Genomic DNA, 24,006 nt, shown 5'->3' with positions numbered 1-24,006 from the left:
TCACCCCACTGTCACATCGCGACGCAGCACCTTGCCGGTCACATTGCGCGGCAACGGATCCGAGCTGATCCGCCACACCGCCGGAACTTTGAAGTAGGCGAGGCGCCGCGCTACGAACTCGCGCAGCTCCTCCTCGGTGACGGCGACCGGATCGGCGACCACCACCACGGCGGCGACCTGCTCACCCAGATCGTCGTGCGGCAGTCCGACCACCACGGATTCCAGCACCGCCGGATGTTCGTCGATGACATTCTCGATCTCGGTCGGGTAGACGTTCTCCCCGCCGCGCAGAATGAGATCCGAACGCCGACCGGCCATCTGGAGTCTGCCCTCGCTGAGGAATCCGAAGTCGCCGGTGCGCAGCCAGCGGTGTTCGTCGATGGCAGCGGCGGTGGCGGCCTCGTCGTTCCAGTAGCCGAGCATGACGTAGGGGCTGCGCACGCAGATCTCGCCCGACTCCCCGTCCGGCAGCACCGTGCCGTCGGGGTCGCGGATCTCCACCGAGACGCCCACGATGGGGCGGCCCACCGTCTCCGGATGCGCGGCCAGTTCCACCGGATTGGCCACGGTGGCGGCGGTGCCGCTCTCGGTACAGCCGTAGCTGGTGGTCAGCGCGACCTGCGCGACCGGCAGCCGCTCCCGCAGCCGCGCCTGCAGGGCCGGTGAGGAGGGGGCCGTATTGAGCGAGAAGGCCGTGAGCGAGGACAAGTCGTAGCGCGACAGATCGTGGTGCAGCATGCGGCTGGCCATGGTGGGCACCGCCGCCCAGTGCGTGACGCGCTGGGACTCGATCAGCTGGCACAGCCGGTCGACGTCGTACGCGCCCTGGTAGATGACCACGGTGTCACCGGTGACGATGCGCGGCACCGCGAGGTTGTGCAGGCAGGCGATGTGGAACAGCGGCGAGGTCATGAGGTAGCGGCGACCGCGCGGCGCGGGGTCGTAGTCGCGGCCCAGGAAGCCGTCCAGCATGCCGTCGGTGAAGCGGTGATAGTTGCTGATGGCCACCAGGTTCCGGTGCGTGTGCACCACGCCCTTGGGGCGGCCGGTGGTGCCGCTGGTGTAGAGGATGACCGCCGGATCGTCTTCCGCCACGGCGGTTCTCGGGAACTCGCCGCGGTATTCGTCCACCAGCCCGGGCAGATCGCGCTCCATGGTGAGCACCGGAATGCGGGTTCCGGTCTCGGCCAGCAGTTCCGCGCGTTTGGCGTCGGCGATCACCACCACCGGCTGTGTGTGCTCGAGCCCGTAGGCGATCTCGCGCGGGGCCCACCACGCGTTGTAGCCGACCGGGATCGCACCCAGGCACTGGGCGGCCCAGAAGGTGAGCACCCAGTCCGGATCGTTGGCGGCGAGAATGCCGATGCGGTCGCCCTTGCCGATGCCGTACCGCTGTGCCAGGGCGGCGGCCAGCGCACCGGCCGCCTCGGCGTGCTCGGCGAAGGTCACGGTGCGTTCGGCGGTGACCAGATAGTCGCGATCGCCGTGGGCGCGTGAGCCTTCCAGCAGTTCCAGCAACGACCGAGCCCGGTCCGCGAGCAGCGGGACGGGTGCGCCCAGCACCTCTTCGACGGTCAGCTCGAACGGTCCGCCCGGCCCGGTCAGCTTGGCGGCCACCTGGGCGGCGAGTGCCTGGAGATCGACGGCATTCGTCATGAGTCACGTCCTCGACTGTCGTTCACGGCCGCGTACACGGCTCTCAGATAGGCGTCGCAGCGCTCCGACCCGATCAGGCCGGTCGCCATGCGGTTCATGGCGTAGGCGACGGTGATGCGGTGGTCGAGGTCGTTGACGACCATGGCCCCGCCCAGACCTCCCCACCAGCACACCCGGCCCTCCGGAACGAAGGGCGCGGTCTGCGGTTGCGGCAGACCGTAGCCGATGCCGAAGCGCAGCGGCAGCAGAATCGCCTGATCCACGCCGTCGGACTGCTGCCGGAAGATGAGGTCGATAGTGCTGGGCGACAGGAACTTCCGGCCGCCGAGTACGCCGCCGGTGCTCACGATGGACTGCACGCGGGCGATGGAACGGGCATTGCCGTGCCCGCCCACGCCGCCGATCTCGGCCTGCCGCCAGGCCGGGGTGGCGACCGCGTCGAAATCCAGCAGCGGTTGGAACAGTGTCTTGTAGAGCACGCTGTCCCGTGGCAGCTGGGACTGGTCGAACTGCATCCAGTCCGGCGGTATCAGGGTGGCGATTCGGTCGAAATGCTCCGGGGCCGTGCCGATGTGGAAGTCGGCCCCGAGCGGTCCGGCGAGCTCCTCCGCGAAGAAGCGGCCCAGGGTGCGGCCGTCGATACGGCGGATGAGCGCGTCCACCAGGTGCCCGTAGTTGAGGGCGTGATAGCCGGAGGCGGTGCCCGGTTCCCACCACGGCGGCTGTGCGGCCAGCCGCTGCTGCGACGCCGCCACATCGTAGATATCGGTGAGTTCGATGGGCGCTTCCCAGCCGGACACCCCGGAGGTGTGCGACAGCAGGTGGCGCACCTCGATATCCGCCTTGCCCGCGGCGGCGAACTCCGGCCAGTAGTGCGCCACCTTCCGGTCCACGTCCAGCTCACCGCGATCGACCAGGAGCAGGGCGCACAGCGCGGTCATGGTCTTGGTTATGGAGAAGGTGTTGACCAGGGTGTCCGCACCCCAGCGGCGGGTTCGCCCGGGGTCTGCCCAGCCGCCCCACAGGTCCACCACCGGCGCACCGTCCACCGTGACGCACAGGGAGGCGCCCAATTCCGCGCCGGATTCCACCTGTTCGGTGAAAGCCGCTCGCACACTCTCGAATTCGTCCACACAGAAACCGGCGACAGTGCCCATTTCCGTCCTCCTAGACCCGGATCGCGGCGCGCGCCGGTACCGGCAGCGCGTATCCCGAGGCGGCGGCGCGCCTGGCCCCCCGCTCCATTTCCTTCATCAGATCGCGCACGTACGGCTCGAATTCGATCTGGATCGTGTGCCGTGGTGAGTCGTAGTAGCGCCCGGTGCGGCGGGCCTCGGCCGCCTCGATATCGGCCCGCATCTCGGCTTGCGAGGGCAGGTGGTAGTTGCCGGTGAGATAGGCGGCCACCAGCTTGGACTGCTGTTCGGCGAAATTCACCAGGGTGGGCAGCGGCTGCGCCAGGCCGAGGTAGAAGAGATTGTCGACGCCGGGCTTGATCATCTGCCGGAACAGCGGGAAGACGTTGCGTGCGTCGGGTTTCAGCGCCGGATCGGCGAAGAACGGGAAGGAGATGTGATACCCGGTGGCGCATACGATCACATCCACCTCCGCCACGCTGCCGTCGGCGAAGTGCACGCGCGGGCCGTCCAGACGGGTGATGGCCGGTTTGAAGACGATGTCGCCGCAACCCGCCCGGTGCAGGAATTCCTCACTGGCCGACGGATGCGCCTCGAACGGCAGGTGATCCGGCTCGGGCAGCCCGTAGTTCCGCATATGGCCGCGGTTCTTGACGACGAAGCGCTGCTTGAGCTTCAGGCCCAGCTTGGGCGGCATCCACGCCGGCATAGACGACTTGTCACCGACCTTGCCGTTCACGTACTTCGGCAGCACCCAGACGCCGCGGCGGGCGGAGAGGTAGAACTCCGAGGCGATGAAGCGCTGCGACAGTTCGGTGGCGATGTCCAGGCCGGAATTGCCCATGCCCACCACCACGATGCGCTTGCCGCGCATGTCGATGGGGTCGAACGGGTCGTTGTAGGCGTGCGAATGCATGAGGACGCCGTCGAATTCGCCCGGGTAGTCGGGCATGCGGGGATCCCAGTGGTGGCCGTTGCAGACCACCACCGCGTCGTAGACCTCGGTGCGGCCGGTGTCGGTGGTGACGGTCCACAGTCCGTCCGCGTCGCGGCGCGCGTCGATCACCTTGGTGTTGAAGATGATTCGGTCGCGCAGCCCGAAATGGTCCACGTAGTCCCGGAAATACCGGTGCAGCTGCGAATGGTGCGGGAAATCCGGCCATTCCGCCGGGGCCGGGTAGTCCTCGAAGGCCAGCCGGAACTTCGAGGTGTCGATGTGCAGGCTCTGATAGCACGCCGACATGCCGTTGGGGTTCTTGAAGTACCAGTTGCCGCCCACCTCGTCGGAGGCTTCGTAGCAGTCGAAGGGGATGCCGTACTCCGCGAGCCGCTTGGCGGCGGTGATTCCGGACGGGCCCGCGCCGATCACACAGACCCGGGGCAATGCGCGTGTATCCAATTCACTCTCCCTGTTCGGCCGCGGATCACACCGTCGGGCCGGACGTGATGTGCCACACACGCTAACACTCGCTTGACAGAGTGTCTAGTGAGTGAACGTACGTCTATCATGGGGGCGTGACCCGGACCGATGAGCACACCCCCGCACCCGCGCGGCGCACCTCGCTGCGCGACGAACAGAAGCGACTCACCCGCAACCGACTGATCGAGGCGGCCACCCAGCTCTTCGTCACCCAGGGCTACGCCCAGGTCCGGGTGGACGACATCGCCGCCGCCGTCGGCTGTAGCCGCGCCACCTTCTACCTGCACTTCACCGGCAAACCCGACGTGCTGCGCGCCATCGCCGAACAGGGCACGCTGCCCAGCGTCCAGCACTTCTACGAGGACCTGGACCATGTGCTCGACAGCGGTTCGCGCGCCGAATTCGCGGCCTGGATGCGACGGGCCATCGCCTGGTTCCAGGAATACAAGGACCTACTGCCCGCCTGGGACGAGGCGACCGCACTGGAACCCGAATTCCGGGAGATCGCCCGCGCGGGCATCCTCGCCCTGCCGAATGTGATGACGTCGTATCTGTCCCGCTGGCCCGAGGCGCAGCAGGACGAGGCGCGGCTGCGCATCGAACTGCTGGTGGCGCAGTTGGAGCGGTTCTTCACCCGCTGGGCCATGCAGGGCACCATCGACGTCACCGCCGAACAGGCGGCCGAGGTGCTGACCGATATCTGGTTCCCGGCACTGCGCACGCCGGAGGCGTGAACCGCGCCGCGTCGTATGCGCTATACCGCGCCGGTGCGCGCCCGCTCCAGTTCCCAGAACGCCCGCAGCGCAGTGATTTTCCCATCCGCGTCGACCCGGTAGGTGACGACGGCGTCCACCTCCACGACGATGTCGGCGCGAGTGCTGCGAATGGTGGTCACGAATGCCGCCTCGTCGCCGCACGCGAAGGAGTCGGTATGCCGGAACTCGATCGCACTGCGCGCGATGGCTTTGTCCCAGAACGCCGCGATGGCGTCCCGGCCGCGATGCCCCTCCCCCACCGGATCGTACGGCGACACCCCGATCGGATCCTCCACCCGGGCATCGGCCGCGAACAGCGCGAGCCACTCGTCCCGGCGATGCCCGCACACCGCGGACTGGGAGGCGAGACCGGCACGGCGGGCGGGATGTTCGGCCATACCGTCATCCTCGCCGCTCCCGGCGAGCACTCAACGCCGCGACTCCGGCTGCCGGACAATCGCGTCCATTCAGTGGGGACGCCCCTCGACACGGCGGCGACACCGGACGCGACCGCGAGCGTGCGGCGGCGACACCGAACGCGACCACGAGCGTGCGGCGGCGGGCGACAGTGCAGACAGTGCGCGAGCACCGTTGTTCCGGACGAGAGTCGGGAGCGGACCAGCACGTGCACCGATGTGGATCCCGCGCGTGTGGCTGGGTCGCGCGCTCCGCGTCGACAGCATCGCCGCGGTGTTCGCGGCCGATCGCTACTTCGGGTAAGCGCCCGGTCCGTCCGCTCAGCGCGGGGTGGGCCGGGTGGCCGGGCCGTCGAGGATCTCGCGGCATTCGGCGGCGGTGTGGCCGGATTGCAGGCAGTTGGCCCAGTCGATCTGGTCCTGTACCCAGGGGTTGGGTTGCGGGGCGGGGCCGGGCTGCTGCGCGGCGGTGGTGGGTGTCAGGGCGGCGGCGGTGGCCACGAGGAGAACTGCGGTGGCCGCGAACCTCTTCATGGCTGTCCCCTCCCGGTGCGCACGATCGTGTTCGCACTCCAGGATGCCAGGAATATGCCGGATTTGCTGGTGGATCGCCGGATCAGGCCACGCGGGCGGCGGTGAGGGTGCGGGCCGCGGTGCGGTAGCGGTCGGCGATGAGGCGGACCACGGCCGGGTGGACGCCGATCGGGTCGGCCACGCCGTCCGCGCCGCACTCGTGCAGGCGCTGGTGGAACAGGCCGTGGGCCAGCAGGTAGGAGGCGATGAAGACGCGGCGCGCACCGGACTCGCGGACCTGTGCGACCACCTCCGGCACCCGCGGCGCGCCCGTGGCGATGTAGGCCGTGCGGACCGGGCTGCCGATCTGCTCCGCGAGCAGCCCCGCGGCGCGCCGCACATCCTGGCGGGCGCGGGCGTCCGACGAACCGGCGGCCGCGAAGACCACCGCGTCACCCGGCCGCCACCCCGCCGCCCGCAGCCGCATGCGCATGATCGCCGCCAGCGCCGGATCCGGACCCATCGCGTGGGTGACCGCGACCGCGTCATGCGCACTCGCGGCCACCTCTCGCGGCACATCCTGATACACGTGGTATCCCGACGCCAGGAACGCCGGAACCACCACGGCGGGAACCGAATCCAGATCCCGCAACACCTCGGCCGGAGACGGCCCGAGCACATCCACGAACGCCGTCCGCACCCGCGGCACCTTGCCGCCGAGACGAGCCCACAGCGCTCGCTGCGACGGCATCCCACTCAGCGCGTGCTGAGCACGGGAATCGACGCCGACGGGAGCCGCGGCATCGTGCAGCGCACCGCTCCCGCACTCCGCGCTCCACTCGGGAAGCACTGAGCCAGCATCGGAAGCCAGTGCGGCGGTCGGTGTTTCGGTCAGCGGTGCCGGTGCTGCCCCGAAAACGGCACCGGCACCGGTCTCGGGGGTCGCGCCGAGTTCGCGCGCCACGGCCTCCGCCAGGGAGGCGATCATCTGGACGCCCTTGGTGCTGCGGGTGCCGTGGGCCACCAGCACCAGGGCCGGGGTGGTCACCACGCCCCCAGACTGGGTGCGGGGCGGGTGGGTCGGACCGGCACACCGGAACCCGTGACCGGCGGATTCCCTTGGGTCGGTGCGGCACTCGCCGAGCGCGCGGGCAAGCCGGGTCGCGTCGCCGCGGCCGAGACGTCCGCCGAGCGCGAGGAAGCCGGGGGGACTGGCGAATCCGCGGCCCGCACCGGGCGGGCCGCCGCCTGGGCGTCCACCGGACGAGCCTGGGGCTCCGCGCCGCGAGCCGAGCGGGACGGAGCGGGTGCGACAGCAGAATCCGCGACACGGACGGGGCGGGCCGAGGCCGGGGCGGCGGGGAATTCCGTGCGGGCGGTGACGGAGTGGGCCTGGCGGAAGGTGGCCGATGCGGAGGATTGGTCCGGCCCCGGGGCACGGGGCGGGAAGACCGGGCGCGCACCGGGGTTCGTGCCGCGGCCCGGGTAGGGCTGGCGGGGGGCCGGGGTGGCCGGGCGCGGGTTGTCGTAGCTCTCGGTGGGGTCCAAGGCCAGGCGGTAGCCGCGTTTCACCACGGTCTGAATGGCTTTCGGGGTGCCCAGGCCCGCGCGCAGGCGGGCGATGGCGGTCTCCACGGCGTGGGTGTCCTCACCGCCGCCGGGCAGGGCCGCGAGCAGGTCCTCGCGGGAGACGACGCGTCCGGGCTGGCGGGCCAGCGCGCGCATGAGCGCCATCGGGGCGGGGGCGAGCTGGCGCACCTGGCCGTCCACCACCACGCAGCCGCCGCGCACGCTCAGATTGTGGCCACCGGCCTGAATTCGATTGGCGCGCCGGGGAAGTTCCTCGGCCACATGCCGGGCCAGCGCACCCAGGCGGGCTCGACCGGGCATGGAGGTGGGCACGCCCAGCTCCTCCAGCGGCGCGGCCGTGATCGGTCCGACACAGGCGGCCAGCACCCGCCCGCGCAGGGCGTGCAGCACCGCCTCGAGCAGTCCGGTCTCCTTGGCGCGCATCAGTAGCGACGCCACGGCGGGCGCACTGGTGAAGGTCACGCAGTCCAGGCCGGAGGTGACGATGGCCTCGATGAGCCGGTCCATCGGGGTGCGGTCCTCCGGCGGAATCCACCGGTAGACGGGCACCGGCACCACATCGGCCCCGGCCATGCGCAGCACCTCGCAGAAGTCCGGCACCGGCTCCCATTCGGTGGTCGCACCGTGCAACTGCACCGCGATGCGCACCCCCTCGACGCCCTGGGCGAGCAGGTGATCCAGCACCTCGGCCGAGGACTCCGACGCCGGCGACCACTCCTCCCGCAGCTCCGCGGCGCGAATCGCGCCCTTGGCCTTGGGTCCGCGCGCCAGCATGCGGGTGGCCGAGAGCGTCTCGCGCAGTTCCTCGGCCAGACCCCAGCCCTCGGCGGCCTCCATCCAGCCCCGGAAGCCGATGCCGGTGGTCGCCACCGCGATCTGCGGCGGCTCCGCCACCAGCTGGCGCGTCACCCGCTCCAGTTCGGTGTCGTCCGACAGCGGAATGATTCGAATCGCCGGTGCGGTAACGATATTCGCGCCCCGGCGCTGGAGCAGGGTGGCGAGTTCCTCGGACCGTCGCGCGGCGGTGATGCCGATGGTGAACCCGGCCAGCGGGGTAGGTGAATCGAGCTCGGTCATGCGGTACCACCGGGAATGTCCAGCGGCTCGTTCGACACCGCGACCACACCGTCGGCCACCCGCACCGCGTACACCGGCAGCGAGACCGACTCGTCGTCCAGGCAGCGCCCGTCGATCAGCGAGAACGCCTGCTTGAGCAGCGGCGACGCCACCACCGGCACGCCACCGCGGTCACCGACGATGCCGCGGGACATGACGGCCGCGCGGCCGAAGGGGTCGATATTGCCCACCGCGTACAGCGAGCCGTCGGGCAGTAGGAACAGGGCCGCCTGTCGGCCACCCTTCAACAGAACCGCCACGCCGCGGCCGGGGATGAGGTAGTCCAGTCGGCACGCCTGCGTCCAACCGGCAATGGTGGTGGTGACTGCTGAGCTGGGTGTGTCGATCACGGTCATCGGTAACTCTCCTCCGAACGCCTTACCCATTGGTACCGGCGTCCTGTTTCCATGCGGTTAAGCAGTCATTTCCCCGACGTGGCGGTCGAAGATTCCGGCGAGATCTCCGGCATACCCAGCAGGACGGGCACCTTCCGCTCGCCGCTGTCGTCGAAGGAGATGGTCGGATCGGCCTGGTCCGGGGCGTTGACGAAGGACACGAAGCGCGACAGCTTCTCCTCGTCGTCGAGCACCGCGGCCCACTCGTCGCGGTATCCGGCGACGTGGGAGGTCATGGCGGCCTCCAGGTCGTCGGCGATGCCCAGGCTGTCCTCGCAGATGACCTGCTTCAGGTAGTCGATGCCACCCTCCAGGGCCTCCTGCCACGGCGCGGTGCGCTGCAACCGGTCCGCGGTGCGGATGTAGAACATGAGGTAGCGGTCGATGTACTTGATCAGGGTCTCGTCGTCGAGATCGCCCGCCAGCAGCACCGCGTGCTTGGGCGTGAGACCGCCGTTGCCGCCCACGTACAGGTTCCAGCCGTGCTCGGTGGCGATGACGCCGACATCCTTGCCGCGCGCCTCCGCGCACTCGCGGGCGCAGCCGGAGACGGCCAGCTTCAGCTTGTGCGGGGAGCGCAGGCCGCGATACCGCTTCTCCAGCAGCACCGCCATGCCCACCGAATCCTGCTGACCGTAGCGGCACCAGGTGGAACCGACACAGGACTTCACGGTGCGCAGCGACTTGCCGTAGGCGTGGCCGGACTCCATACCCGCGTCGACCAGCCGCTTCCAGATCAGCGGCAGCTGCTCCACGCGCGCGCCGAACAGGTCGATGCGCTGGCCGCCGGTGACCTTGACATACAGGCCGAATTCCTTGGCCACCTCGCCGATCGTGATGAGCTGCTCGGCGGTCACCTCACCGCCGGGCATGCGCGGCACCACCGAGTAGGTGCCGTTCTTCTGGAGATTGGCCAGGAAGTGGTCGTTGGTGTCCTGCAGCGCGGCCTGCTCGCCGTCGAGAATGTGATCGCTCGAGGTGGACGCCAGGATGGAGGCGACGGTCGGCTTGCAGATATCGCAGCCGGTGCCGGTGCCGTGCTTGGCGATCAGCTCCGAGAACTTGCGGATACCGGTGGACTGCACGATGTGGAACAGCTCCGCGCGCGACTGCGTGAAGTGCTCGCACAGCGACTTCGACACCTCCACGCCCGACTGCTCCAGCAGCTTCTTGAGCATGGGAACGCAACCGCCGCACGAGGTTCCGGCATTGGTGCAGCTCTTGATGGCGGGCACGTCGCAGGCGCCCTCGGCGATCGCGCCGCAGATCGAGCCCTTGGACACGTTGTTGCAGGAGCAGATCTGGGCGTCGTCGGGCAGCGCGTCCGCGCCCAATTCGGCACCGGCCGGGGAGATCAGCGCGGCCGGATCGGCGGGCAGCGGGCTGCCGACCAGCGGGCGCAGCGCCGCGTACGCCGACGCGTCACCGACCAGGATGCCGCCGAGCAGGGTCTTGGCGTCGTCGGAGACGACGAGCTTGGCGTAGGTGCCCTTGGCCGCGTCGTGCAGCACCACCGACAGCGCGCCCTCGGTGGTGCCGAAGGCGTCACCGAAGCTGGCCACGTCCACGCCGAGCAGCTTCAACTTGGTGGACAGGTCGGCGCCCGGGAACTCGCCCGCACCGCCGAGCAGCCGGTCCGCCACGATCTCGGCGGTGGTGTAGCCGGGAGCCACCAGGCCGTAGCAGACACCCTCCACGGCGGCGACCTCGCCGACGGCGTAGATGTGCGGATCGGAGGTGCGCAGACCCAGGTCGGTGATCACGCCACCGCGCGGGCCGACCTCCAGCCCGGCGTCGCGGGCGATCTGATCGCGGGGCCGGATACCGGCGGAGAACACCACCAGGGAGGCGTCGATGACGGACTCGTCCGACAGCGTGACCTTCAGACCCGCACCGTCTTCCGCCTCCGCGATGGAGGCGGTGCCGACACCGGTGTGCACGTGCAGGCCGAGATCGGTGACCAGGCGCTCCAGGATCGCGCCGCCGCCCTCGTCCACCTGCACCGGCATCAGCCGGGGGGCGAACTCGACCACGTGCGGGGTCATGCCCATCAGCCGCAACGCGTTCGCGGCCTCCAGACCGAGCAGACCGCCGCCGACCACCACGCCGACCGCACCCGGACCGGCGGCCTCGGCCGCGGCGCGGATGCCGTCCAGATCCTCGATGGTGCGGTAGACGAAGCACTCCGGACGATCGTGGCCCGGCACCGGCGGCACGAAGGCGTAGGAACCGGTCGCGAGCACCAGCGCGTCGTAGGCGATCACGTCGCCGGTGGAGGTGACCACCTTGCGGGCATCGCGGTCGATGGTGTCGGCGCGCACCCCCAGGCGCAAATCGACCAGCACGTCACCGTCGTAGGTGTTGCCGGGTAGCGCGAGTCCCTCCGCCTGCCAGCTGCCCACGTAGGAGGACAAACCGACGCGGTCGTAGGCGGGCAGCGCTTCCTCGCTGAGCACGACGACCTGCCAGGTCCCGGCCTCGTCGCGGGAGCGCAGGGCCTCCACGAAGCGGTGTCCGACCATGCCGTGGCCGACGACCACCGCGGTCTTGCGTTCGACTGTGTGCGTCATGACAGTCTGTCCTTTCGGTGGGTGGTTTCCGGTCAGGCTCGCGCCGACGTGGACGTGGAAGAGGTGGTGGCGGATTCGGATTCGGCTTTCAGCACCAGCGCCTCGGCCTCGGCGACCACATCGCCGCCGCGGCCGGAGGTCGGACGGCGCAGGAAGACGGCCCAGCAGACCGCCGCGCACACCACGTAGAAGACCATGAACGCCCAGAACGCGGTGGTGGCGGAGTTGGTGGCCGCGTACGACGAGCGCAGCGCCAGGTTGATGCCGACGCCGCCGAGCGTGCCGATCGCGCCGACGAAGCCGATGAGCGCGCCCGAGGTGTTCTGCGCCCACTGCGTGCGGGACTTCGCGTCACCGGGCAGGCTGCGCGACTTCGCCTCGAACACCGACGGGATGATCTTGGTGACCGCACCGTTGGCCAGACCCGAGATGATGAACAGCGCCACGAAGCCGAAGATCATGGCCCCGAGCACGCCGCCGGACAGGCCGCCCGCGCCGTCTCCGATGGCACTGGAACTCGCCACCACCACGGTCGCGGCCGTCATCGCGCCGAACATGTACAGGGTGACCCGGCTGCCGCCGATGCGGTCGGCCCATTTGCCGCCGTAGGGGCGGGCCAGCGAACCCAGCAGCGGACCGACGAAGGCGATGGACGCGGCATGCAGCGCGGCCTGCGCGGGAGTGGACCCGCCCGCCTTGAAGTTGATCTGGAGCACCTGCGCGAAGGCGAAGCTGTAGCCGATGAACGAGCCGAAGGTGCCGATGTAGAGGAAGGCGATGGCCCACGACTGCGGCACCTTGAGCGCCGTGATCATGAAGGACATGTCGGCCTTCTGATTCTTCACGTTGTCCATGTAGAGCGCGGCGCCCAGCGCCGCCACCACGACCGCGATCAGATACACCGCGCAGACCACCGAGGCATTGCCGTAGGCGTTGCCCAGGGTCGCGATGACCGCCAGACCGATCACCTGGATCACCGGCACACCGATATTGCCGCCGCCCGCGTTCATACCCAGCGCCCAGCCCTTGAGCCGCTGCGGGTAGAAGACGTTGATATTCGACATCGACGACGAGAAGTTGCCGCCGCCCAGGCCCGCGAACGCCGCCACGATCAGGAACGTGGTGTACGAGGTGCCGGGCTGGTTGATGAAGTACAGGGTCAGCAGCAGCGGCACCAGCAGCGCCAGCGCGCTGAAGATGGTCCAGTTGCGTCCGCCGAACTTCGCGGTGGCGACGGTGTACGGAATGCGCATGATGCCGCCCACCAGCGTGGGGACCGCACCGAGGAAGAACTTGCCGGCGGTGTCGATGCCGAACTGCTCGGTCGGCATGAACAACACCATGACCGACCAGATCGACCACACCGAGAACCCGATGTGCTCGGCGAAGACCGACCAGATCAGATTGCGCTTGGCGATGTCCTTGCCGCCTGCCTCCCAAGCGGCGACGTCCTCGGCATCCCAGTGCTCGATGTCGTGATTGCGCGTCAACGTGCGGAACAAGGGGCCTCCTGAAATCTGGATAGGCCCCAAGGTAGGAAACCGGTATTGCGCGAATGCTGCGCCAAATGACCGGAGAATCAACGGTTGCTCACGATTCTCCGGAATCGGCCGTGAGAACTACCGCTATGTTTCGTCCATGTGACACAACGGTTTCCGCGTGTCACAGAACACAGAAATCCCGAATGGCCGACCGTGAGGTGAGATGGCCGTCACCAGCATCTCCGATACCTCACGAGTCGGCAACTCGAACGGTGAATCAATTCCAGCTGTCTTCGAGCATGCGCGGCTTGCAGGCGTGCCACGCACCGGCCAGCATGACGAACACCGCGACCGACAGCATGGCGAACGGAATCTTCCAGCCCCCGGTCGCCGAATGCAGCAGGCCGAAGACGACCGGGCCGACGCATGCCACGGTGTAGCCGACGCCCTGGGTGAACCCCGACAGCGAGGCCGAACCGGTGGCGGTGCGGGTGCGCATATTGATCAGGGTCAGCGCCATCGGGAAGGTCGACGGGCCCAGGCCCAGCAGCAGCACCCACACCAGGGTGGCGGTCATGGGCGCGATCAGCAGACCGGCGAAACCGACGAAATAGCACAGCGCGCAGGCGACGGCGACCGGGAAGGGATTCGCCACCCGGCCCACCACCAGCGGCGCGCCCAGCGCCGCCACCAGGCCGATGAGGGCGAAGACGCCCACCATGCTGCCGCCGTAGGCCAGGCTGGCCCCGGCGTCGTGCAGGATCGTCGGCAGCCAGGTGAACACCGAATAGGTGATCAGCGAGGTCATGCCGAACATGAACGCCATCCCCCAGGCCACCGGTGAGCGCCACACCTTGCCGTCGGGTTGCGCGGTGGTCGGCAGCGCGGTGACATCGGCCTTGGCGTGGCCGCGCCGGTCACGCAGCACCCCCAGCCAGGGCAGCGCGGCGGCGAAGCCGAGCAGCGCCCACAGGCCCAGCGAGATGCGCCAGCCGTGCGCCTCGGCCACCGGGACCGCGACCAGCGCCGGAATCACCGTGCCCAGCTGCACCATGACGATGTAGACCGAGGACAGCAGCGCCAGCCGATCCGGGAAGTAGCGCTTGACCAGCGGCGGAATCACCACATTGCCGATGCCCATCCCGGTCAGCGCCAGCGCGGAGAAGGCCAGCAGCTCCCAGGTCTGCGGCACCAGCGCGCGAATGGCCGAGCCGACGCCGGTCATGAGCATGGCGATGAGCGCGGTGCTCTCCAGGCCGAAGCGGCGCACCAGCACCGGGGTCAGCAGTCCGGCGACGGCGAACATGGCGGTCGGGATCATGCCGAAGACGCCGATGATCGCCGTCGAATAGCCGATGTCCTCCCCGATCTGGGTGGCCAGCGGCGTGAAGGCGGTGACGGCGACCCGCAGCGTGAGCGCCGACATGACAATGGCCGCCAGCACGAGCAAGCGCCCCTCGGTGAGGTGGCGCTTGGCGATGCGGTCGATTGTCGGTCGGTCTCTGACCTCGAGGGTCGTCTCATCCAGGGTCGCAGTCACCGAGAAATCATAGGATGACCCGATGATGTGATGCAACGAATGTGAGGCACGGTACGCTGTCATGCGTGCAACCAGTCCGGCGCACGAGCCTCATCGCCCAGGTGACCGAGCAGCTTCGTGCCGAAATCCGTTCCGGCCGTTGGCCCGTCGGCTCCCGCATCCCCACCGAACCGGAGCTCACCGAGCTCACCGGAACCGGCCGCAATACCGTGCGCGAGGCCGTCCAGGCGCTCGTGCACGCGGGCATGCTGGAGCGCCGCCAAGGCTCCGGGACCTATGTCATCTCCACCTCGAACCTCGGTGCGACGCTCAACCAGTACTTCGCCGACGCCCAGGAACGCGACATCCTCGAGCTACGCCGCGCCCTGGACACCACCGCGGCCGCGCTGGCCGCCCGACGCCGCGACGAGGCCGATATCGCCGACCTGCGGCGACTGCTGGAGGAACGCCGGCTGTCCTGGGACGACGACAATCCCGTCGCCATCGAGGCCGATCTACAGCTGCACCGCGCCATCGTCGCGGCCAGCCACAATGCCGTATACCTGGAGTTCTACGATTCCCTGCTCCCGGTCATCGAGGCCGGAATCCGCTCCCGGACAGCCAAATCCGGCGGCTCCTTCGAGGCCGAGCACGTCGAACTGGTGGAGGCCGTGATCGCGGGCGATCCGGACCGCGCCGCCGCGGCGGCGGACTGCTTCCTGTCGTCCCTGCTCGCCGAGATCCCCGACGCCAGGTAACCGAGACGTCACCACCGCGATGTGCGAGAAGTGAGCCGGAATTACTCCGGTTGTCATCGAAAGCGACGTCGTTGTAACGGGTGGTTCGTACGGTGGATGCGACCGCGAGGAACCTTTCCGGACCGATTTCTTCCAGGTATCCGGAGTTCCCGATGAGGGCTGGTCACATCTCGAGAGGAATGCGTCCATGACATCCACAGCCGCGCCGGAAACGCCGGAAAAGACCACTTTCCAGTATCAGAAGCGAGGCCGTTGGCTCGATCATTGGGAGCCGGACAACGAGCAATTCTGGGAGAACGGCGGAAAACGGACCGCCTGGAAGAATTTGACCTTCTCGGTGCTGTCCGAACATCTCGGATTCAACGTCTGGGTTATCTGGACAATCGTCGTCACCAATATGGGTAACGCGGGCTTCGCATTCATGCAGGGCCTCGGTGACAAGAACCCGCAGGCCGTCTCCAACGCCCTGCTGCTCACCTCCGCGCCCGTGCTGATCGGCGCCGCGCTGCGGGTGCCCTACACCTTCGCGATCCCCAAGTTCGGCGGCCGGGCCTTCACCGCGTTCAGCGCGGGCATGCTGTTGATCCCCACCCTGGGGCTGGCCTTCTTCATCAACCGGCCCGACACCCCGATGGCGGTCTTCCTGATCCTGGCCGCGCTGGCCGGTTTCGGCGGCGGCAACTTCTCCTCGTCGATGGCGAACATCTCCTTCTTCTTCCCCGAGGGCAAGAAGGGCACCGCGCTCGGCATCAACGCCGCGGGCGGCAACCTCGGCGTCGCCGTGACCCAGCTCGCGCTGCCGCTGCTCATCACCCTCGGCACCACCATCCTGGCCAAGGACCCGGCCGGATACCGTCTCGGCCTCACCCTGGCCGCACTGTTCTGGGTGCCCTTCATCGCCCTGGCCGTCTTCTCGGCGCTGCGCTACATGGACAGCATCACCGCCGCCAAGCCGGACGGGCAGTCCTACCGGCTGGCCATGACCAATAAGCAGACCTGGGTGATGGCCTTCCTCTACATCGGCACCTTCGGTTCCTTCATCGGCTTCTCCTTCGCCTTCCCCACCCTGATCAAGGCCAACTTCCCCGAGCTGAAGGATGTCGGCATCCTGGTCGCGCTCGGCAACCTCGCCTTCCTGGGCGCACTGGTCGGCTCGTTCACGCGGCCGTTCGGCGGCTGGCTCTCCGACCGCATCGGCGGCGGCGCCAAGATCACCCTGTGGGTGTTCGTCAGCATGGCGGTGGGTATCGCCTGCATCATGGCCTCGCTGGAACTGCACAGCTTCCCGCTGTACCTGCTGTCGTTCCTGGCGCTGTTCGTGCTGACCGGCATCGGCAACGGCTCCACCTACCGGATGATCCCGATGATCTTCAGCGCCGAGACCAAGAAGCGGGCCGAAGAGCTCGGCATGAGCGCCGAGGAGATGACGGCCTCGGCCAAGCGGCAGGCCGGAGCCGCGATCGGTGTGATCGGCGCGGTGGGCGCGTTCGGCGGCTTCCTGCTCCAGCAGGCGCTGCGCCTGGCGAACACCAACTTCGGCAGCATGGCGCCCGCCTTCTGGGGTTACGCGGTGGCGTTCCTGGTGATGGCCGGCGTGACCTGGTGGTACTACCTGCGCACCTCGTTCGCGGTCCAGCAGGCTCCCTCCCTGGCCTACGCGAGCGTGTAATCGCCTGTCCCAGCGTGTGATACGAAGTGCGTCCGTATCACATATCCGGGCGCGGTGGCGGCCGTCGCCTCCCCCTCGTGGCCGCCCCCGCCCCGTGATTCGCCAACGCCCGCCCCGTCGAACCCTCGACGGGGCGGGCGTTGCGGTGTGTGCCGAAACATTGGCGGCGAACGATCCTCGCCGACACCGCCGGGTATCCGACTCCGACCACTCATCCCCGAATCGGCTCAGAGCAGCAGGCGGATCATGTCGGCGGTGCGGTTCAGGCCCGGGAAGGCTTCCGGGGTGGAGCGTGGGTGCAGGGCGTGCACCGCAAGGCGGAACATGACCGCGCGGACCAGCATCTGCGGCCATTCGGGCAGACTCGACCAGCGTTCCAGCAGGCCGTCGTCCGCGCCGCCCCAGGACAGCGCGTCCACCACGATGACGGCGGCCGCCCAGGACGGGGGTCGCCAGTAGGGCGTGATGTCGGTCAGGCCCGGCGCGAAGGAACCGGAGAACAGCACGGTGCCGAACAGGTCGCCGTGCACCAGCTGCGGCGCCGCGGTCACCGGCTTGCGGAGGGTGGCCAGCTGGCCGATCAACTCCAGGCTGCGCTCCCCGTCCGGGGAGGTGGCGGGCAGCATGCCGCCGATCTTCAGGCTGCGCAGCGGCACCGCCTCCCAGGCGGCGCGGTCGGCGGCCACGAAGACGTCCACGTCCACCCAGGGCGCGATCGGGGGCTGCGCCAGGAAACGCGGGCGCTCCAATTGCGCGGTCGCCTGATGTAGTCGCAGCGAGACCGACACCACCTCGTCGTGCCGCGGTTCGGGCACCCCGTCCAGGAAGGTGTCCGCACGCCATCCGGAGACGACGTAGCGGCCGTCGGTGGCGCGCACCGGCCGCGCCAGGCGCAGCCCGTCCACCCGCAGCCCCTCCCGCACCTTCGCGCTCCAGGCCGCCCGCGCGTGATCGGTCACCGGACTCAGCACCACATCCGCGCAGCGCCAGCCGCCGTCCCAGGTCCCCAGCGGAACCGGCATCACCTCGCGCAGCCCGAAGGTGGCGCGCACATGCTCGGGAGGTTCCACAGCAGTCATGGTCACGCGCGTACCGTACCCGCGCAATGGAACCGAAAATCGGAGCCACACCGGACACACCGCCCGGTCGGAACCGGCACGCAATCGCACTGTGACCCACATCGGGGATCGTTTCGCGCGGCCCCGCACTCGGAGAATCCGGTCGGCCGCCTGCGGGATCTGGTTGACTGGTTTCATGAAGCGAGCCCGCCCTGACAAGAGAGAGCCGCCCACACGCCATCCCACGCCGTGAACTCGTGGTCATCGTCTCCGATGGCTCGGTGATCAATTCTGCGTACCGATGGCTGCAGGGCGTTCCCGTCTCGGAAGCCGATCCGGGCCATGTACTCGCTACTGCCACCTCACACGGGTGGGCCGATGTCTTGGAACAGAAGCGCCTGTATCGCCCCTGGCTGACAGATTGTGTCGGTGTCCTGACCGCCGAGGAGCTGGCCGCACTCGACAGCCGCAAGGGCATCGCGTTCCGCCTGATCGGACCGGGGCGCTGAACGCGGACGACACGCTGGTCTGGTACGCCGCCTACGGGTCGAATCTGCTGGCGGCGCGGTTCCGCTTCTATCTCGAGGGCGGGACGCCGGACGGCACCACCCGGGTCTACTCCGGTTTTCGGAATCGGCGGCCGCCGGTGCGCAGCGCACCGCTGACGCTGCCCGGGTGCGTGTACTTCAGCGGTGAGTCGCGGGTGTGGGGCGGCGGGATGGCGTTCTACGCGCCCGAGCGCTGCGCGGGCTGGCCCGGGCAGGCCGCCGCACGCGGTTATCTGCTCACGGCGGGCCAGTTCGCGGATCTGGTCGAGCAGGAGATGCACCGATCCGCGCGCGCGGAGCTGGATCTGACGCGGGTGCTGCGCGACGGCCGCGACACCCTCGGCCCCGGCCGCTACGAAACCCTGGTCCGCGTCGGCGACCTCGACGGCCACCCGATCCTCACCTGCACGGCCCCCTGGGCCCCGACCGCGATCGAGTTGCGCCCGCCCAGCGCGCGCTACCTGAGTCTGATCGCGACCGGCCTGCACGAAACCCACGGCTGGTCCCACCACCGCGTCCGCGCGTACACCGCCGACCTGCCGGGCATCCGGGACCACTGGAACCACACGGACCTGGACGCGGTGATCACGACCGCCCTGGGAATCGCCACTCGGCGGACAGCCGCCCTGCGGGCGCCCGGCCCGGACTGATCGCCGCAGGGGTCTGCGGGGTTCGGCGGGCCGGGCGGGCGGGTCAGTACACCGGGAGGGAGGTGTCGACCTGGTTGGCCCAGGCGACGATGCCGCCCTGGAGGTGGGTGGCGTCGGAGAAGCCCGCGTTCTTCAGGGCGGCGAGGGCTTCGGCGGAGCGGATGCCGGTCTTGCAGTAGAGGGTGATGGGGGTGTTCTGCGGGAGTTCGGCGAGGGCCTCGCCGGAGAGGATGCGGTCCTTGGGGACGAGGGTCGCGCCCTCGATGCGGACGATGTCCCACTCCACCGGCTCGCGGACGTCGACGACGGCGACGGGCTTGCCCGCGTCCAGCATGTCCTTGAGTTCGCGGGCGGTGACGGTGGAACCGATCGCCGCCGCCTGGCCCTCCTCGGACACCACACCGCAGAAGGCGTCGTAGTCGATGAGCTCGGTGATCGGCTGCCGGTCCGGGTCGCGCCGCAGCTTGATGGTCCGGTAGGTCATATCCAGTGCGTCGTAGACCATCAGGCGGCCCAGCAGCGGATCGCCCATACCGGTCAGCAGCTTGATGGCCTCGGTGACCATGATCGACCCGATGGAGGCGCACAGCACGCCCAGCACACCGCCCTCGGCGCAGGAGGGCACCATGCCCGGCGGCGGCGCTTCCGGGTACAGGTCGCGGTAGTTGATGCCGCGCCCGTCCGGTGCGTCCTCCCAGAAGACCGAGACCTGGCCCTCGAAGCGGTAGATCGAACCCCACACGTAGGGCTTCCCGGCCAGCACGGCGGCATCGTTGACCAGGTAGCGGGTGGCGAAGTTGTCGGTGCCGTCCACGATCAGGTCGTAGTCGCGGAACAGTTCGATCGCGTTCTCGGGTTCGAGGCGGATCTTGTGCAGATTCACCGTGATGCCCGAGTTGATCTCCAGAATGGAGTCACGCGCCGAATCGGCCTTGGACCGGCCGATATCGGACTCACCGTGGATGATCTGCCGTTGCAGGTTGGAGGCATCGACCTCGTCGAACTCCACGATGCCGAGGGTGCCCACACCCGCGGCGGCGAGGTACAGCAGCGCTGGGGAGCCGAGCCCGCCCGCACCGATCACCAGCACCTTGGCGTTCTTCAAGCGTTTCTGCCCGTCCACGCCCAGATCCGGGATGATCAGGTGGCGGCTGTAGCGGGCGACCTCGTCCCGGGTCAGCTCCGCGGCCGGCTCGACGAGCGGCGGCAGGGACTTGGTGGATGACACGTCCTGGACTCCTCGAATCGAATTCACCGATCACGCCTGCCGCGACACGGCAGCACACCGTAGTGCAACACGGCGGACCGGGGCGTTCTTCCCCAGCCTAGGCGGCGCTACCCGCGCGGATACGGCCAGGGGTTGAAGCGGCACTTCTTGCCGTCCATGGGCACCACCCCGTGCGGATCGAGCGCGGCGATCTCGTTGTTCTTGGTGCCGAAGGTCTGCTGCATCATCACCGGGGCCAGGCCGCCGTCGGACTCACACGGCTGATGCTCGTGGTAGCCGATGGCGTGGCCGACCTCGTGGTTGACCAGGTACTGCCGATACGAGCCGATATCGCCCTCGTAGGACAGCGCGCCGCGCACCCAGCGCACCTCCGACAGCACCACCCGGCCCAGATCGGAGTTGTAACAGGAGGAATCGATGGGGATCTCGAATCCGCATGCGGTGCGGGTGGTTTCGCGGGAGGTGAGCGATATCCGGAAATCCGGTTCGCCGGAATCGACGCGGCGGAAGCCGAACCGTGGATCGTGGGTCCAGCTCTTGGGATTGGCGAGGGTGGCCTCCACCATCGCGGCCACCGATGCGTCGCCGCCGATTCCGGAGGTGTCCATTCCGTCCTCGATGTCGACGGTGTAGGTGAATACCCGTTCGGTGCCGGTGCCGACCTGCTGTGTGGTTCCCGGCACCACATGCCAGGTGCCCGCGCCGGTCACCGCATAGGGGCCGCCGTCGGGCAATGCGCCGGTGGGCAGGTCGGCGGCGAATTTGCCGTCACCTTTGGGTGGTGCGCCGTAAATTCCCGTTTCTTCTGAGCGCTCGCTCAATCGCCCGAAACCGGGCGCCGACCCGGCACTCTGTCCGCCGCCGCGCACCGCGTCCCAGACCACCAGAATCGTGACGAACAACAGCACCGGCAAGGCGTAGGCGCGCCAGCCGTAGGTGGAGACGAATCGTCCCAGCGCGCTCTGTTTCTTGGTCTCACGCTGCGGTCGGGAGCGATTGCGGGTGTCCTCGGGCGGCGCGGTCGGATCCCAGCGGGCCCGCAGCGGCTGATGTGGATGCGGGAGCTGCGGCCCCGCACCGTCGTCGGTGCGCGCGGCGACGCTGCCCTCGCCCGTATAGAGCCCCAGCGGGTCATAAACCGGCCCGGTCGGTTTGCCTTTGCGTTTCGAGCCGCCGAGAGCGCGCGGCGCGGCAGTTCCCAGGGGGCGGCGTGAATCGCGCCCGCCGGAATATCTGCCCCCATGGTCGGTCACGCACTCCAGCGTCTCACAGTGACGCAACCCGGCCGGACGGGCCGCGCGGCCCCCGGTGACGCTGCGATATATCTCACCCGAACATTGCGGCGGATCTCACAAAGCGGTAGTCGTTCTTACATACTGTGACGCGCGACAACATCCAGCACACCAAAAATCGGAACCAGGATCGCCCGCGGTGTCCCGTGCGAGTATCGTTCGATGGATACCCGGCGCACATCCTCCACGTCCGGGAATCAACTGGGAGATCGGATAATGACAGACCTCGTGGACCGGATGACTGCGCGCCGCAGTTCGTCCGAGGCCATGGCGCCGAGTAAGCGCGGAACCCGCCTGCCCCGTGACGCCCGCCGCGCTCAGCTACTCGCCGCCGCCAGTGAGGTCTTCGTGCTGCGCGGCTATCACGCCGCGGGCATGGATGAGATCTCGCAATGCGCGGGCGTCAGCAAACCCGTGCTGTACCAGCACTTCTCATCCAAGCTGGAGCTGTATCTGGCGGTCCTGCAGAACTATGTGGACGCCCTGGTGTCGAGCGTGCGGCAGGCGCTGCGCTCCACCACCGACAACAAGCAGCGGGTGAAGGCGGCCGTCCAGGCGTACTTCGACTTCGTCGACCACGAGACGCAGGGCTTCCGCCTGGTCTTCGAATCCGACCTCACCAGCGAACCGCAGGTGCAGCGGCGGGTCGAACAGGCCACCGAGGCCTGTGTGGACGCGGTGTTCGACCTGGTCGCCCACGATTCCGGCCTGGACCCCTACCGCGCCCGCGTGCTGGCGGTCGGCCTGGTCGGCGCGAGCCAGTTCAGCGCCCGCTACTGGCTGGAGGCGGACCGGCCCATTCCCAAGGAGGAAGCGGTCGACACCACCGTCGCGCTCTGCTGGGGCGGCCTCAAGCACATCCCCCTGCACCCCATCGACTGAACGATCTCCCCCGACGAAAACGAGTGCCCCGTTGAGCGATTCAACGGGGCATTCGGCGTTTCAGGGTTCTCACACGGCGGCGAAGCCGACGCGGCCGCTGGTGGAGGTGCCGATCTCGACGTAGGCGACCTTCGCGGCCTGGATCAGGTACTTGCGGCCCTTCTCGTCGACCAGCGCGACCACGCCGCCGTCGCCCTGCAGCGCACCGGTCACCAGCGCCTCGACCTCTTCGGGGGTCTGCGAGCTGGCGATCACCAGTTCACGCGGGCTATCCGAAATACCGATCTTGACCTCCACGGCCAACCTCCGAACGTAGTGTCCTGTGCTGTCTCCGACCAGGCTAATGCAGGGCGCGGCGGGTCCGTCAGCGACCGCCCTGCGCTGACAGCGAACAGTGCGCGCCACCGCGACCGGCCCCGCTCGGGACCGGATTCCCGCTCAGCCGGTATAGGTCCGGTAGCGCAGATTCGCGCGCAGCCGACCGACCAGACCGGCGGTGTGCATGATCCACAGCCCGGGCGGGACCAGACGGCGGGTGAACGGGTTCAGCGGATGGCACAGCACCGCCACCACGAGCGAGGTCAGGGCGGCGCGCATCGGAATCCGCGGACAGCCGAGGGGCCGGTGCTTGACGCACACCTCGGCGTAGCCGTATCCGTAGCCGACACACTGTCGCCACGCGGCCCGCCACTCCGTGCGCAGGCGGTAGGCGATCAGCGCGTCCGGCGCGTGCCCGAACGACAGCCCGGCCTGCTGCACCCGCCACGAGATGTCGACATCGTCGCCACCGGTGATCAGAGCCTCGTCGTACCCGCCGATCTTCTCGAAGGCCGTGCGCCAGTAGGCCGTATTGTTCCCGTTCGCGAACGGCAGCCAGTGGGTGGCGAAGCCCTCGGCGGGTGCGGGCACCGGCCGCCAGGTGGCGGACGCGCGGTCGTTGAGCGTATCCGACTCGATCGCCCCGCCCACCGCGTCGTACTCCGCGGCGGCCCGGACCAGCGCGCCGAGCCAATGGGGGTATACACGGTCGTCCTGGTCGATGAACACCAGGAAGTCGCCCGCGGCGACCGCCGCCGCGTTGTTGCGGGCGAACGGCGCACCCGGGGTGGCGGAGCTGTCGATATAGCGCACCGTGAGCCGTTCGCGCACCGGATGATTCGCGATGTGCGCGCGCAGGCCGTCGGTGGACCCGTTATCACTGATCAGCACCTCGAACGGGCCGGAGTAGTCCTGCTCCGCCAGCCCGTTCAACTGTTCGTCGAGATCGGGCAGTCCGTTGTGGACCGGGATGATGATCGACACCAACTCTGGTGTGCGCGCGGTCGGTGGTGCATCGTTCATGAAATCCGCTCTC

General features: G+C 68.8%; 21 protein-coding genes and 1 pseudogene. 6 read left to right on the top strand and 16 right to left on the bottom strand.

Features of this window, described 5'->3' with window-relative positions; translation table 11 throughout:
• From casG to FOH10_RS04005, 3 genes are read right to left on the bottom strand one after another with little or no spacing between them, the layout of a single operon-like run.
• Positions 1 to 1,656, bottom strand: a complete 1,656-nt coding sequence (casG, locus tag FOH10_RS04015; protein WP_143979666.1) for a steroid-24-oyl-CoA synthetase — start codon at positions 1,654 to 1,656, stop codon at positions 1 to 3.
• Positions 1,653 to 2,813 carry a serine hydrolase domain-containing protein gene (locus FOH10_RS04010; RefSeq protein WP_143979665.1) on the bottom strand — a complete coding sequence of 387 codons (1,161 nt, stop codon included), beginning with the start codon at positions 2,811 to 2,813 and terminating at the stop codon, positions 1,653 to 1,655. Before FOH10_RS04010 ends, casG begins: the two co-directional genes overlap by 4 nt.
• Before the next feature lie 10 nt (positions 2,814 to 2,823).
• Positions 2,824 to 4,191, bottom strand: coding sequence for a flavin-containing monooxygenase (locus FOH10_RS04005; protein ID WP_143979664.1), 1,368 nt, complete (start codon positions 4,189 to 4,191; stop codon positions 2,824 to 2,826).
• Between the two features lie 116 nt (positions 4,192 to 4,307).
• Between FOH10_RS04005 and FOH10_RS04000 the strand changes: the two genes are divergently transcribed.
• Complete coding sequence (locus FOH10_RS04000; RefSeq protein WP_143979663.1) at positions 4,308 to 4,946, top strand: TetR/AcrR family transcriptional regulator; 639 nt, start codon at positions 4,308 to 4,310, stop codon at positions 4,944 to 4,946.
• A 20-nt stretch (positions 4,947 to 4,966) separates the two neighbouring features.
• Here FOH10_RS04000 and FOH10_RS03995 read toward each other — a convergent pair whose 3' ends face one another.
• From FOH10_RS03995 to FOH10_RS03955, 8 genes and pseudogenes are all read right to left on the bottom strand, one after another.
• On the bottom strand, positions 4,967 to 5,365 hold the full coding sequence (locus FOH10_RS03995; RefSeq protein WP_143979662.1) for a nuclear transport factor 2 family protein: 399 nt from the start codon (positions 5,363 to 5,365) through the stop codon (positions 4,967 to 4,969).
• A 339-nt stretch (positions 5,366 to 5,704) separates the two neighbouring features.
• Complete coding sequence (locus tag FOH10_RS03990) at positions 5,705 to 5,917, bottom strand: hypothetical protein (RefSeq protein WP_039816576.1); 213 nt, start codon at positions 5,915 to 5,917, stop codon at positions 5,705 to 5,707.
• A gap of 82 nt (positions 5,918 to 5,999) precedes the next feature.
• Positions 6,000 to 6,647 carry a sirohydrochlorin chelatase gene (locus FOH10_RS03985; protein WP_143983847.1) on the bottom strand — a complete coding sequence of 216 codons (648 nt, stop codon included), beginning with the start codon at positions 6,645 to 6,647 and terminating at the stop codon, positions 6,000 to 6,002.
• Between the two features lie 770 nt (positions 6,648 to 7,417).
• Positions 7,418 to 8,563, bottom strand: a pseudogene (locus FOH10_RS03975) (uroporphyrinogen-III synthase); the annotation flags it as partial.
• Positions 8,560 to 8,958, bottom strand: coding sequence for a nitrite reductase small subunit NirD (gene nirD / locus FOH10_RS03970; RefSeq protein ID WP_143979661.1), 399 nt, complete (start codon positions 8,956 to 8,958; stop codon positions 8,560 to 8,562). The gene nirD and the pseudogene FOH10_RS03975, both read right to left, overlap by 4 nt.
• Positions 8,959 to 9,023: 65 nt before the next feature.
• Positions 9,024 to 11,567 (bottom strand): nitrite reductase large subunit NirB, encoded by a 2,544-nt coding sequence (gene nirB, locus FOH10_RS03965; protein WP_143979660.1) that lies wholly within the window; start codon positions 11,565 to 11,567, stop codon positions 9,024 to 9,026.
• A gap of 32 nt (positions 11,568 to 11,599) precedes the next feature.
• A complete protein-coding gene (locus tag FOH10_RS03960; RefSeq protein WP_143979659.1) occupies positions 11,600 to 13,069 on the bottom strand; it encodes a nitrate/nitrite transporter in 1,470 nt (489 codons plus the stop codon).
• Positions 13,070 to 13,325: 256 nt separating this feature from the next.
• Complete coding sequence (locus tag FOH10_RS03955; protein WP_411157763.1) at positions 13,326 to 14,588, bottom strand: CynX/NimT family MFS transporter; 1,263 nt, start codon at positions 14,586 to 14,588, stop codon at positions 13,326 to 13,328.
• 65 nt (positions 14,589 to 14,653) lie between these two features.
• On the opposite strand from FOH10_RS03955, the gene FOH10_RS03950 reads away from it, so the two are divergent.
• Entirely contained in the window at positions 14,654 to 15,325 is a 672-nt protein-coding gene (locus FOH10_RS03950; protein ID WP_143979657.1) for a FadR/GntR family transcriptional regulator, read from the top strand.
• A gap of 187 nt (positions 15,326 to 15,512) precedes the next feature.
• Positions 15,513 to 16,994, top strand: a complete 1,482-nt coding sequence (locus FOH10_RS03945) for an MFS transporter (protein ID WP_143979656.1) — start codon at positions 15,513 to 15,515, stop codon at positions 16,992 to 16,994.
• Between the two features lie 227 nt (positions 16,995 to 17,221).
• Here the strand turns inward: FOH10_RS03945 and FOH10_RS03940 are convergent, their stop codons facing one another.
• On the bottom strand, positions 17,222 to 18,073 hold the full coding sequence (locus FOH10_RS03940) for a TIGR02569 family protein (RefSeq protein WP_039816634.1): 852 nt from the start codon (positions 18,071 to 18,073) through the stop codon (positions 17,222 to 17,224).
• Between the two features lie 236 nt (positions 18,074 to 18,309).
• Between FOH10_RS03940 and FOH10_RS03935 the strand changes: the two genes are divergently transcribed.
• Together FOH10_RS03935 and FOH10_RS03930 are read left to right on the top strand one after the other, a co-directional pair.
• Positions 18,310 to 18,561 (top strand): hypothetical protein, encoded by a 252-nt coding sequence (locus FOH10_RS03935; RefSeq protein WP_244961588.1) that lies wholly within the window; start codon positions 18,310 to 18,312, stop codon positions 18,559 to 18,561.
• 137 nt (positions 18,562 to 18,698) lie between these two features.
• Positions 18,699 to 19,250 carry a histone deacetylase gene (locus FOH10_RS03930; protein WP_186000707.1) on the top strand — a complete coding sequence of 184 codons (552 nt, stop codon included), beginning with the start codon at positions 18,699 to 18,701 and terminating at the stop codon, positions 19,248 to 19,250.
• Between the two features lie 43 nt (positions 19,251 to 19,293).
• Here FOH10_RS03930 and moeZ read toward each other — a convergent pair whose 3' ends face one another.
• Together moeZ and FOH10_RS03920 are read right to left on the bottom strand one after the other, a co-directional pair.
• Positions 19,294 to 20,478, bottom strand: coding sequence for an adenylyltransferase/sulfurtransferase MoeZ (gene moeZ / locus FOH10_RS03925; RefSeq protein ID WP_039816586.1), 1,185 nt, complete (start codon positions 20,476 to 20,478; stop codon positions 19,294 to 19,296).
• Between the two features lie 107 nt (positions 20,479 to 20,585).
• Entirely contained in the window at positions 20,586 to 21,731 is a 1,146-nt protein-coding gene (locus tag FOH10_RS03920) for a DUF3152 domain-containing protein (RefSeq protein ID WP_411157764.1), read from the bottom strand.
• A gap of 255 nt (positions 21,732 to 21,986) precedes the next feature.
• Here FOH10_RS03920 and fasR point away from each other — a divergent pair, with 255 nt between their 5' ends.
• On the top strand, positions 21,987 to 22,652 hold the full coding sequence (gene fasR, locus FOH10_RS03915) for an HTH-type transcriptional activator FasR (RefSeq protein ID WP_029931623.1): 666 nt from the start codon (positions 21,987 to 21,989) through the stop codon (positions 22,650 to 22,652).
• Between the two features lie 69 nt (positions 22,653 to 22,721).
• Here fasR and FOH10_RS03910 read toward each other — a convergent pair whose 3' ends face one another.
• Together FOH10_RS03910 and FOH10_RS03905 are read right to left on the bottom strand one after the other, a co-directional pair.
• Positions 22,722 to 22,949, bottom strand: a complete 228-nt coding sequence (locus FOH10_RS03910) for a DUF3107 domain-containing protein (protein ID WP_029931622.1) — start codon at positions 22,947 to 22,949, stop codon at positions 22,722 to 22,724.
• Positions 22,950 to 23,090: 141 nt separating this feature from the next.
• Positions 23,091 to 23,993, bottom strand: coding sequence for a glycosyltransferase family 2 protein (locus FOH10_RS03905; protein ID WP_186000706.1), 903 nt, complete (start codon positions 23,991 to 23,993; stop codon positions 23,091 to 23,093).
• Positions 23,994 to 24,006 lie beyond the last annotated feature (13 nt).

It is taken from the genome of Nocardia otitidiscaviarum, assembly GCF_007362295.1.
Classification (GTDB): Bacteria; Actinomycetota; Actinomycetes; order Mycobacteriales; family Mycobacteriaceae; genus Nocardia; species Nocardia otitidiscaviarum.
The sequence above is the reverse complement of the archived record's forward strand: the minus strand, read 5'-3'. Positions and strand labels throughout refer to the sequence as shown.

Coding starts and splice junctions, on each gene's coding strand:
- FOH10_RS03905 (WP_186000706.1), bottom strand. CDS start 23,993: ATGAACGATGCACCACCGACCGCGCGCACACCAGAGTTGGTGTCGATC.
- FOH10_RS03940 (WP_039816634.1), bottom strand. CDS start 18,073: ATGACTGCTGTGGAACCTCCCGAGCATGTGCGCGCCACCTTCGGGCTG.
- FOH10_RS03945 (WP_143979656.1), top strand. CDS start 15,513: ATGACATCCACAGCCGCGCCGGAAACGCCGGAAAAGACCACTTTCCAG.
- FOH10_RS03990 (WP_039816576.1), bottom strand. CDS start 5,917: ATGAAGAGGTTCGCGGCCACCGCAGTTCTCCTCGTGGCCACCGCCGCC.
- fasR (WP_029931623.1), top strand. CDS start 21,987: ATGACAGACCTCGTGGACCGGATGACTGCGCGCCGCAGTTCGTCCGAG.
- nirB (WP_143979660.1), bottom strand. CDS start 11,567: ATGACGCACACAGTCGAACGCAAGACCGCGGTGGTCGTCGGCCACGGC.
- FOH10_RS03995 (WP_143979662.1), bottom strand. CDS start 5,365: ATGGCCGAACATCCCGCCCGCCGTGCCGGTCTCGCCTCCCAGTCCGCG.
- FOH10_RS04010 (WP_143979665.1), bottom strand. CDS start 2,813: ATGGGCACTGTCGCCGGTTTCTGTGTGGACGAATTCGAGAGTGTGCGA.
- nirD (WP_143979661.1), bottom strand. CDS start 8,958: ATGACCGTGATCGACACACCCAGCTCAGCAGTCACCACCACCATTGCC.
- FOH10_RS03985 (WP_143983847.1), bottom strand. CDS start 6,647: ATGCCGTCGCAGCGAGCGCTGTGGGCTCGTCTCGGCGGCAAGGTGCCG.
- casG (WP_143979666.1), bottom strand. CDS start 1,656: ATGACGAATGCCGTCGATCTCCAGGCACTCGCCGCCCAGGTGGCCGCC.